Genomic DNA, 10830 nt, shown 5'->3' on the forward strand with positions numbered 1-10830 from the left:
GCTCTAATTCAAATTAATTAAGCGAATTGACTTCGCAAATGTTTTGCTTCAAATCATTATGATTGAAGACCCTACACATTTGATTCGTCGAAACTTTGTTCAGTTTTCAAAGGTCTACCTTGTTCAACTGTAAAGCCGAACAACATTTAATATTTTATCGCACGCTTGTCTCAATGTCAACAACTAATTTCATTTAATTGAATCATCAAAGATTAAATCATTAATCTCAACAAGCAGCTTAAATAATATATCATGACATCAAATTAATGTCAACATATTATTTCAAATGAATTTACAATCAAATGTAACGTTCATTTATATTGCCTCACAGACAACGATAACTAATATACCTTGTTCATTAGTCCACGTCAATAGGAAATTCTAATTTAAAAAGTATGTTTAAAATCATATAAGCAATTAAAGACTTCAATTGCAGCCAAATCAATATCGTCAAACCGAAAACGTTCTCGCGGCCGATAGCGTTCAAAAATGAATTCACGGCTTGAACGAATATATGTCACCTCACAAAGAGGAATTCCAAACTGTTCAAATATCCTTTTCTGTCTGTTATTAGAATAATCAAGTGTCATTGCTTGAAGCCGTTTAATAATTTTTTCTAAATTTGAAGAGTGCACCCTTCATCCCCCACATTCATTTTAAATAATAAGGGCGAGAAATTTTTCTCACCCTCACTCTACTTGAACATATAGAATCCAATTATACAAAAACAAGCCTGCTTTTCATTGGAAGTTTTTAAATTTAATTTCACAATGCTAACCGTTTATTGTGTTTTGACAAGCCAGCAAATTTATTTACGATGTTGGACCCGATTTGGCTTAACGATTAAAGCAATTATTCCAGCAAACATCCCAAAATAATACGTTAATAGCCGCCAAAGAAGCATTGCTAAAATCAATTTAGTATTTGAATTAACAAAACTAGCAAATAAAACTGAAAAGCTATACTCTGCTCCTCCTGCACCCCCAGGAATTGGAAATAGCGAAATCACCATAAAAATTAACACATGCAGGCTAACCACCATTATGAAGTTAATATGATGAACACCTAAAGCAAGAAGAATAAAATACGGAATAATGTAGTAGAAAAATAGCTGAGCGATTGTGACAACACATACCCTTGCTAACTTGCCATATTCCTTTTTCATTTTTAGACTTTCCTGGTAGAAAGAATCAATTTTTTCGTTCAACAGAATCTTTATTCTCTCATATCGTTTGGCTTTCATAAATAACGCAAGCGGCTTAATAAGTAGGTTAGTTGTTTTTTTAGTAAAGTGGTACCAATACATCACCATTAATAAGCCAATAATAACAGCCAGGTGAATTGTAAAGCCAAAAACAACTAACAATGCTAAAGCGTGGAGTTTTTCTTCAATATAATGAAAGCCAATTAGCAACGAGATAAGAAAATTTACCACAATCATCGCTTGGAAAACAACAAATTTCATCAGAAGAACCGAACTAGCAATTCCCCCGTCAACACCTGATTGAATCATTGCTACTAATTGTGCGGGCTGCCCTCCTGTTGAAAATGGGGTAATCCCATTAAATAGCTGTTCAATTAGAGGTAACCGAAATGAGTCTTTCCAGGTAAAATCTGGATAGCGATCCTTCATAAATATCTTTACCACAACTCCCTCTAAACCAAGGTAAAGACAAATACAAATAACCGCAACGAGCATCCATCCCCAATTAATCGTATTAAATTCCTGAATTAAAACATGAAGATTAATGTCGCGTAAGGCATATACAAAAATCCCCACCCCAATCAAGAGCATCATAGCCAGGACGCCCCAATTACGTCGGCTCATTAATTAACCTCCTTTGCTTGTTGTCGGTAAAAGCGATCCCAAACCTTTGCAAGGTGCTCTTTTGAGTAACGCTTTGAAGTTTCAATTGCTTGTTCCCGTAAGTAATTCAATCTTTCTGGATTATGAGTAAGTTCAACAAGCTTAGTTCGCATCTCATTGACATCCTTAGCTGGTTCATAATCCCCATCAATAATTGAATGGTACAAGTCAAGGTCACGAAGCATTACCGGAGTACCACAACTGAATGCTTCAAGAACTGACATTGGAAAGAGTTCGTTAAATGACGGAAGTAAGAATAAGTCAGCAGCATTATTTAATTCTGCAATCTCTTTTCGACTAACAATTCCCGTAAATAATAGATTCGTTGGTGGATTATCAACGACTTTTTTTAACTCACTATATCCATCAGTTAGCCGACCAAACGAGAAACCACCTGCCCACACAAACTGAATATCGGGATTCTGTTGAGCCAGTTTAATAAAATCAGGGACTCCCTTTCGTTCCTGAATTTGACCGCTTCCAAGAACCACGAACTTATCCGCTGGCAAATGATACTTTTTCCGATATTCTTGACGAGTTGACTTGTCAACCGGGAAAAAGTTATCTGAATCAACAAAGTTAGGAATATAAGTTACGTGATCACGAGGAATTCCGTAAGCTACCAGCTTATCAATAAAGGACGGATTAACGACAACTAAATGATCCATCCGCTTATAAAAAGCAATTACGTACCGATAAAAGATTCCCCGAAATGGTTGTGGAATTTGCAGGCTTCCCTCTAAAGTTTCGGGAAGAAAGTGAACGTAGCCGATTTTCCGTCCCCGCTTTTTAGAAAACGTTGAGAAATAAAAGGGCAGATCAATCGTGTGATAATGACTGATCTGGCTTTTTCGATATTTATTAATCGCGATGTCAAACTGATCGGCAAAGCGAGTTTTTAAAAGATGAATTAATTCTAAGTAAGCACTGCCGACCCCTTGTCCGGCAACCTTATCGGCAGACGAAAACATGGTAATTTTTAACATTGCTTAACTCCTCGATCGATGAAAAAGATTCCGAAACGTACCCCTTGATTGACCAGATTGCTTCTCAGCCATTGTCTCTTGGCAATCACGATAAAATTTAAGGATTCGCTGAGCAAATACTTCAGCAGAAATCTCGTGTAATTTTGCATCACGTTTATCTTGCTCTTCAGGTGTCCGCGGATTATTAAGGTAACGAAGAACACCGTTAACAAGATCAATCCGTTTTTGAAAGCTAACCCCAATGGCTGGATCATCAATTAACTCATCGGTATAATCACTCCGCATTACCACGATCGGTAAATCAGACGCCAATGCTTCATCATATGTCAATCCCTGTGACTCAGAATCAGATGCCGAAACAAAAACATTTGCCATTTGATAGTAGTGATGAACATCATCATTATCAACCTGACCTGTAAATTGAATATGCTCGGTCAAATGGAGGTGGCGAACCTGCCGCTCTAATGTTTCTCTCGCGGGGCCATCCCCAACTATCAGTAATTGAGCATCGGGCTTTTTAGCTAAAATATCCGGCATCGCTTCAATTAAAGTATGAATATTCTTTTCAAACGCAAGCCGACTTAGCGATAAGAGCACTGGTGTATCTGGCTTATATCCCCACTTGGCACGGAGAGCATTCTTTTCCTCAATAGAATCCCGCTGACCATATACCCGTAAGTTAACCCCAGTTGGAATAATCCGAATCGGAGCATCAACATTATAAGCACGCATTGTTTCTAGTACCCGCTCACTTGGTGCTACCACTCCAGAAATATTATGAAGGTAGATATGAGCTAACCTCCCAACATCCTTGGGCTTCAGAATATGGCCATTAGCAATGTAATGGAGATAGTCCTGATACATTGTATGGTAAGTGTGCAAGCACGGGATACTTAAATGACAAGCAACAACTTTTCCCATTACGCCTAACGAAAATTCAGTTTGGTTATGAACAATATCCAGTTGAAGTTTCTCCGCAATCTTGATCGCACGAAAAGCACCCCGAATCGCAATTCGTCTGTCCGTAAATGACACAAAGGGAATACTTGGAAAACGATAAATACCATTTTCTTCGTCATCGTCCTTTGCTTTTGGATCCGTTGTGGTAAATATATATACTTGATGCCCCTGAGCAATTAGTTCATCACGAAGCGTCTTAATCGACGTCGCAACCCCGCTTACTTGGGGAAAATATGTATCTGTAAAAAGACCTATCTTCAAGCTAATTGCTCCTTTTTCTCTAGTCTCAATCTAAATAATTGCAAGATTATTATACAAAAGCATTTACTAATCCGCAAAAAGGTATCTCGACAATTGTAGACTGTTCAGCCAATAACAACAAGTCTTTTCTATAAACGTTAAGATCACTTAAGGATTTATTCGATAACTTCGGGAACTGTTTGCCGAACTAACTGTTCAACCTCAGAAGCAGTAATCGCATTAAGCGCTTTATGAACTAGTGGCTGTAATTGACGAGTATTAAGCTGATTAATTAGGGAACGAATATGCAAAATGCTGCTGCTATTCATCGAAAACTCGTCTAAGCCCATTGCCATTAATAACGGGGTCGCTAGCGGATTACTTGCCATTTCACCACACATGCTTACCCATTTACCTTCTGCATGAGCGGCGTCAATCACGCGCTTAACTAAGCGAAGGATCGCCGGATGTAATTCTTGATAAAGGTAGGCAACACGAGGATTGCCCCGATCAGCCGCAAATAAGTATTGGATTAGATCATTGCTGCCAATACTAAAGAAATCCACCTTGCGAGCAAAAGCATCCGCCATCAACGCACTTGAAGGAATTTCCAGCATCATTCCAACTTCAATATTATCCGCTACTTGAACACCTTCATCTAATAGCCGTCGTCGCTCTTCATCCAAGATTTTTCGTGCTTGCCAAAATTCCTCAACAGTTGCGATCATTGGAAACATAATTGCAAGCCGTCCATATACAGATGAACGGAGAAGTGCCCGCAACTGTGGACGAAGAATTTCAGGTTTGGCTAAACCGATCCGAATTGCCCGAAAGCCAAGAAAACGATTATTTTCTTGAGGCAGTTTTAACATCCCCAGATTTTTATCGCCACCAATATCAAGTGTCCGAACCACTACTCGTCGTCCTGGCATCTCAGTTAAGAATTGTTTATAAGCCTGTGCCTGCTCTTTTTCACCGGGAAGTTGATCACCACTTGCATATAAGAATTCACTCCGAACAAGACCAATTCCTTCAGCCCCGGTTTGCCGAGCATCGAAGACATCAATTGGTGTTCCAACATTAGCCACAACCTTAAAGTGACGTCCATCAGTACTAACAGTCTGTTCATCCTTTAAGACCCCCCACTCTTGTTGTTCACGATCAAATTGGGCAGCCAATCGCTGGTAATGATCTACTTCCTCTTCTGATGGATTGACAATAACCTTGCCATGAATCCCATCAACGATTAGTAAATCACCATTTTTTATTATATCGGTGGCACTTTCAGTCCCAACAACCGCTGGTAATGACAGTGTTTTGCTCATAATTGTAAAATGAGAAGTTCGACCACCGTCATCAGTAATTAACCCCGCAACAAAGCGCCGATCAAATTGAGCAGTATCAGTTGGGGTAATATTTTGTGCCACAAAGATTGCCCGGTGACTTAACAGAGTTGGATTAGGAAGCTTAACCCCCATTAAATGACTAAGCATTCTTTTAGAAACGTCTTTAAGTGCCGTTGCTCTTGATGAAAGATAGTCATTATCATTCATTTTTTCAAGGACCTTTAGTTGTTCATCCTCGGTTTCTTTAATTGCCCATTCTGCAGTGAAATGCTTACGCTTAACTTTTTCAATAATTTCAGCATGAAGGGACCGATCGTTCAAAATTGCCAGCTGATCATCAACAACCGCAGCTGCTCTTTTACCAAGTGACTTATGAGCATGCTTACGGATTGTTTGAACTTCATTCAGCGTTAAAGCAAAAGAATCATGAAGCCGCTTGACCTCATGATTCTCATTTGCTGAATATTGTTGGTTAACAGATAAATCTGGTCCCACTAACAGGTAGGCAGGAGCAATTGCAATTCCACTACTCGCTGCCAAGCCATTTAAAAGTGTGGACATTAGTCTGTTAAGCCTTCCTTCTTCATTGTTTCAGCAACGGCATCCAAAGCTTCCTTTTCGTCGTCACCCTTAGCAGTAATGGTAACTGAAGCATTTTGACCAACACCGAGTGACATAACACCCATGATGGACTTCAAGTTAACACTCTTACCTTCGTATGAAAGGGTAACATCAGAGTTATACTTAGAAGCTGCTTGAACCAGGATAGTTGCTGGACGAGCGTGAATACCTGTCTCAGATGTAATTGTAAAATCACGTTTTTCCATAATTAATCATTCTCCTTCGAGCATATTAGCAAATTGTCAGTGGCCAAGCCCTGATAATTTCATTGCTTTTATTTTAGCAATTGTAAACTTCAATTACAAGTTCTCTCAACGATTGGTTATCGCTTTTTTAATCGATATGTAAGCGTTCCCCCATGATGGGCTTCTGCTTCAATTTGTGTCCGGTATTGGTAACCATGAAAAATCGGCTGAAACGCTTGAAATTCCTCTGGAGTAATATCAAAATGACTAGTCTTTCCCGAATGCAAGTCATCAAGTTCTTGTTGATAATCTCTTTCTGTCATTTAACCACCTCATTAAAGGATCCCTGACTTTTTCATCACCCTTATTTTAGCATTCATCAATCAAGAGTACTAAAATTTAATAGAAAGTTTGACTAATTTTTTCTTAAACTGATTCATTTAACTTGCAGTCAAACAAAAAGTAAGTATAATTAACACCAATGGTCAGGAAAGGTCAAAGATAATAATTTCCTTTTCGATGGTCGGATCTATTTTATTAAGGGGGTATTTTTACGGTGCTTTGTCAAAATTGTCATCAGAATCCTGCAACGATCCATTTACAAATGAACCTTAATGGCCAACGAGTTCAACTCGATTTATGTCAAAATTGCTACCAAAAATTACAAAATATGCAAACAAATATGATGAATGGAGGTAACGGAATGAATAATTTCGGTTTTGGAAGCCTCGAAGACTTCATGAATGCCATGAATAATATGCAAAGCCAACAAGCCGCTGGTAACGGTGCTGCTTTTAGCGGTCAAAACCAACGACAAGGCGGTAACGGCGGTCGTGGTAAGGGAATTCTCGGTCAGTACGGTATTAACTTAACTGATCTTGCTCGCCAAGGAAAAATTGATCCAGTTATTGGTCGTGATAATGAAATCAAGCGGGTTATTGAAATCCTTAATCGACGAACTAAGAACAACCCGGTTCTAATCGGTGAAGCTGGTGTTGGGAAGACTGCTGTCGTTGAAGGTTTAGCTACCGCAATTGTTTCCGGTGAAGTACCAGAAAAACTTGCTAACAAGGAAATTATCCGACTCGATGTTGTTTCCCTTGTTCAAGGAACCGGTATCCGGGGACAATTTGAAAAGCGAATGCAACAATTAATGGCAGAAGTCCGGAAGAACAAGAACATTATTCTCTTCATTGATGAAATTCACGAAATCATGGGTGCCGGAAATGCTGAAGGCGGCATGGATGCCGGAAATGTTCTAAAACCTGCCCTTGCGCGTGGTGACTTCCAACTTCTTGGCGCAACTACCCTTAATGAATACCGGAAGATTGAAAAAGATGCCGCCCTTGCACGGCGTTTCCAACCAGTTGAAGTTAACGAACCTTCAGTTGAAGAAACAATTCGGATCCTTAACGGAATTAAAGGGCGGTATCAAGATTATCACCATGTTAAGTACACCGACGATGCAATCATTGCGGCCGCTAAACTTTCCGACCGCTACATCCAAGAACGTTTCCTTCCCGACAAGGCAATTGACCTGATGGATGAAGCTGGTTCACGGAAGAATCTAACATTGAAGAATGTTGATCCAAATGCAATTGAAAATGAAATTCACACTGCTGAAGCTCACAAGCAACAAGCAGCAGATAACCAAGACTACGAAAAGGCCGCTTTTTATCGTGACCAGGTAAGCAAGCTTGAAAAGGCTAAAAAAGAAGCAGAAGAAAATCATTCTGAAGAGTCCGCAACGGTAACCGTTAAGGATATGCAGGATATTGTTGAAGAAAAAACTAATATTCCTGTCGGTGATCTGCAGAAGCAAGAAGAAAACCAACTTCGGGATCTTGATAAGAAGCTTGACGAACATGTCATTGGTCAAACTGAAGCGGTTGATAAGATTGCTCGGGCAATTCGCCGAAACCGGATTGGTTTAAACAAGTCTGGTCGTCCAATTGGTAGTTTCCTCTTTGTTGGTCCTACTGGTGTTGGGAAGACCGAAACAGCTAAGCAACTTGCTCTCCAGCTTTTTGGTTCTAAAGATTCAATGATCCGTTTTGACATGTCAGAATACATGGACAAGACATCTACCTCAAAGCTTATCGGAGCGGCTCCAGGTTATGTGGGCTATGAAGAGGCTGGTCAATTAACTGAACAAGTTCGTCGTCACCCTTATAGCTTAATCTTGCTTGACGAAGTGGAAAAAGCTCACCCTGACGTTATGCACATGTTCTTACAAATTCTTGACGATGGACGATTAACTGATTCACAAGGTCGGACCGTTAGTTTCAAGGACACGATTATTATTATGACTTCTAACGCTGGAACTGGTGATGCTCAAGCTAGCGTTGGTTTTGGTGCTGAATCAACCGGTAGTACTCACTCAATCATTGATAAATTGACCAACTACTTTAAGCCAGAATTCTTGAACCGGTTTGATGACATCGTTCAGTTCAATGCCCTCAGTAAGGATAACCTAATGAAGATTGTTAACCTGATGATCAGTGATGTTAACAAGATGTTAGCTGACCGTGACTTATCAATCACCGTTCCTGAAGATGTTGATGAGAAGTTAGTTGACTTAGGATATGATCCAAAGATGGGTGCTCGTCCTCTTCGTCGGGTAATTCAAGAACAAATCGAAGATCGGATTGCTGACTATGTTCTTGATCACAATGACGCTCACGAACTTGCCGCACAATTGGATAAAGACGGTAACATTACCGTTGTCGCTGCACCAAATGCAGATAAATAACATTTAAATTATTGATGAAAAGAGGCAGGAAAAATTTTACTTTTCCCTGCCTTTAATATTTACTAGTAGTCTCCGAACTTACAGAGTCTAATCGCGGAAATCTAAATAGGCTCAATGGGTTAATTTCCAGCTTCTTTCTATCTTTACAGTTTGTTAACTTGTTCATCACAGAGGTTTCACCTTATCAATGCTATAATAAAGAGTAAATATAGTTGACGGGGTGAAAAGGATGGAAGATAAGTTCAAAACAGGAAACCCAATTTGGGTCTACTACACAAATATTGATACTGGAGAAAATCTGGTGGTCCCCCAACTTTTACGGGGATTTCTCGGAGAAAAATATTCTGTCGAAAAGAAGCAATTCGATGGTTACCAATTTATCAAAAATGAGGGTGAATTAACCGGAAAATTTGATGATCAGCCACATAGCATTCACGTTTATTACCGGAATAAGAACTGGGGTGAAGTAGAATCAATCGAAATGTACCTTCACCTCGATGCGGTTACTGCGGTATATGATATGCCAAACGGGATGCAAGTCGGTACGCCTTTCCCGGACGATATTGTTTTGAAAGCCTTTCACCGTGTTGCAACGAAATCAGGCGAATTTTGGTACGAAATCGGTAGCGATCAATGGGTAAAATACGACAAAATGACAATTGTGGATAACCCATTTAAGAATGAAGATAAAGATTTCCAATCTAAGCTCGCTGACAACATGGCAGTCATCCCAATGAAAAAGACAAAGGCAGTGATTGATTACCTCCCAGGAAAAGCAATTGATGCTTTTAATAAACAATATGGTGATAAAGTTAGTGAAATTAAGGATGGTCAAGAAATCACGATCACTGGTAAGATGAGTGATAATGATGAGATCATCTGGTATAAGCTTGATAATGGAACATTTATTACCGGTAATTACGTCAAATTGGAGGATCAAAATGAAGACTAATCAACAAACCATTGCGGTCGTCGGTGTTGGTAATATGGGTTCCGCAATTATCAAGGGGCTTATAAATACAAGACAGTTTAAGATTATTGGTGAAAATCCAACTAACCCTCGTGTTACCTCTCTCGGGCAAGAACTTGGCTTTACCGTTGTAAATAATAATCTTGATGTCATCAAAGTAAACCCTGACTTTGTTGTTCTTACTACCCCTGCACCAATTACCTTGAAAATTGCTCAGGAACTAAGTCAACTTCCCGCTTCAACAACTGTTATTTCGGCTGCTGCTGGTGTTTCATTGGAGCAATTACAATCAGTAATTGCTGATGCTACTGTAGCTGCAATGATTCCAAATACCCCAGTTGCTGTTAATGCCGGGACAATCGGACTAACTCTCCCTGAAGAGATTACTGAAGAAAATGCAAATAAAATCATTACTTTTCTTGAGCTCTTAGGAGATGTGATTCCCGTTAGCGAGGATCAGCTAGAGATTGTTGGCGTTATTGGCGGTTGCGGTCCAGCATTTGTCGATGTTTTCATGGATGCCATGAGTGATGGTGCCGTTGCAAATGGTATGGGAAGGCAAACAGCTTATCGTTTAATTTCCAGTATGGTTAAAGGCACTGGAAAACTAGCATTTAATACTAAGAAGCTCCCGGCTGAACTTCGTGATCAGGTGACTTCCCCAGCCGGCACGACAATTAAAGGTGTAATGGCCCTAGAAAAAAACCAGTTCCGTTATGCAGTAATTGATGCGATTAATAAGGCAGCTGGAAAATAAAAAACGCAAATAATTTTAAAATAGTAAGGGGCTGTGACATAAGTCCTTTAAATTAAGAGAACCGTTCGGAATTTCATTTGAAATTCTGAGCGGTTCTTCCTTTTCTTAAAATTAATACTAAATATGGACAGCCTCCCGGCGATCTT

10 protein-coding genes are annotated in these 10830 nt (G+C 39.5%); 3 read left to right on the forward strand and 7 right to left on the reverse strand.

Features of this window, described 5'->3' with window-relative positions; translation table 11 throughout:
- Window positions 1-386: 386 nt before the first annotated feature.
- The 7 genes from HUK45_RS09010 to HUK45_RS09040 form a co-directional block, all read right to left on the reverse strand.
- Entirely contained in the window at window positions 387-635 is a 249-nt protein-coding gene (locus tag HUK45_RS09010; RefSeq protein ID WP_191912027.1) for a YkuJ family protein, read from the reverse strand.
- A 173-nt stretch (window positions 636-808) separates the two neighbouring features.
- On the reverse strand, window positions 809-1828 hold the full coding sequence (locus HUK45_RS09015; RefSeq protein ID WP_191912028.1) for a lysylphosphatidylglycerol synthase transmembrane domain-containing protein: 1020 nt from the start codon (window positions 1826-1828) through the stop codon (window positions 809-811).
- The gene (locus tag HUK45_RS09020; RefSeq protein WP_191912029.1) at window positions 1828-2853 is read right to left on the reverse strand and encodes a glycosyltransferase family 4 protein; all 1026 of its coding nucleotides are present in this window, start codon (window positions 2851-2853) and stop codon (window positions 1828-1830) included. The genes HUK45_RS09015 and HUK45_RS09020 overlap by 1 nt, the downstream gene beginning before the upstream one ends.
- 3 nt (window positions 2854-2856) lie before the next feature.
- Window positions 2857-4074 carry a glycosyltransferase family 4 protein gene (locus HUK45_RS09025; RefSeq protein ID WP_191912030.1) on the reverse strand — a complete coding sequence of 406 codons (1218 nt, stop codon included), beginning with the start codon at window positions 4072-4074 and terminating at the stop codon, window positions 2857-2859.
- A 155-nt stretch (window positions 4075-4229) separates the two neighbouring features.
- Window positions 4230-5960: a phosphoenolpyruvate--protein phosphotransferase gene (gene ptsP / locus HUK45_RS09030; protein WP_191912031.1), complete on the reverse strand. Its 1731-nt coding sequence runs from the start codon at window positions 5958-5960 to the stop codon at window positions 4230-4232.
- A complete protein-coding gene (locus tag HUK45_RS09035; RefSeq protein WP_003716808.1) occupies window positions 5960-6226 on the reverse strand; it encodes a phosphocarrier protein HPr in 267 nt (88 codons plus the stop codon). Before HUK45_RS09035 ends, ptsP begins: the two co-directional genes overlap by 1 nt.
- A 116-nt stretch (window positions 6227-6342) precedes the next feature.
- Window positions 6343-6528, reverse strand: coding sequence for a hypothetical protein (locus HUK45_RS09040; protein ID WP_191912032.1), 186 nt, complete (start codon window positions 6526-6528; stop codon window positions 6343-6345).
- 233 nt (window positions 6529-6761) lie between these two features.
- Between HUK45_RS09040 and HUK45_RS09045 the strand changes: the two genes are divergently transcribed.
- From HUK45_RS09045 to proC, 3 genes are all read left to right on the forward strand, one after another.
- Window positions 6762-8957: an ATP-dependent Clp protease ATP-binding subunit gene (locus tag HUK45_RS09045; protein ID WP_191912033.1), complete on the forward strand. Its 2196-nt coding sequence runs from the start codon at window positions 6762-6764 to the stop codon at window positions 8955-8957.
- Window positions 8958-9186: 229 nt separating this feature from the next.
- Complete coding sequence (locus HUK45_RS09050) at window positions 9187-9909, forward strand: MucBP domain-containing protein (RefSeq protein ID WP_191912034.1); 723 nt, start codon at window positions 9187-9189, stop codon at window positions 9907-9909.
- Window positions 9899-10684 carry a pyrroline-5-carboxylate reductase gene (gene proC, locus HUK45_RS09055; protein ID WP_191912035.1) on the forward strand — a complete coding sequence of 262 codons (786 nt, stop codon included), beginning with the start codon at window positions 9899-9901 and terminating at the stop codon, window positions 10682-10684. The genes HUK45_RS09050 and proC overlap by 11 nt, the downstream gene beginning before the upstream one ends.
- Window positions 10685-10830 lie beyond the last annotated feature (146 nt).

The sequence above is a fragment of the Limosilactobacillus urinaemulieris genome, assembly GCF_014838745.1.
Taxonomy (GTDB): Bacteria; Bacillota; Bacilli; order Lactobacillales; family Lactobacillaceae; genus Limosilactobacillus; species Limosilactobacillus urinaemulieris.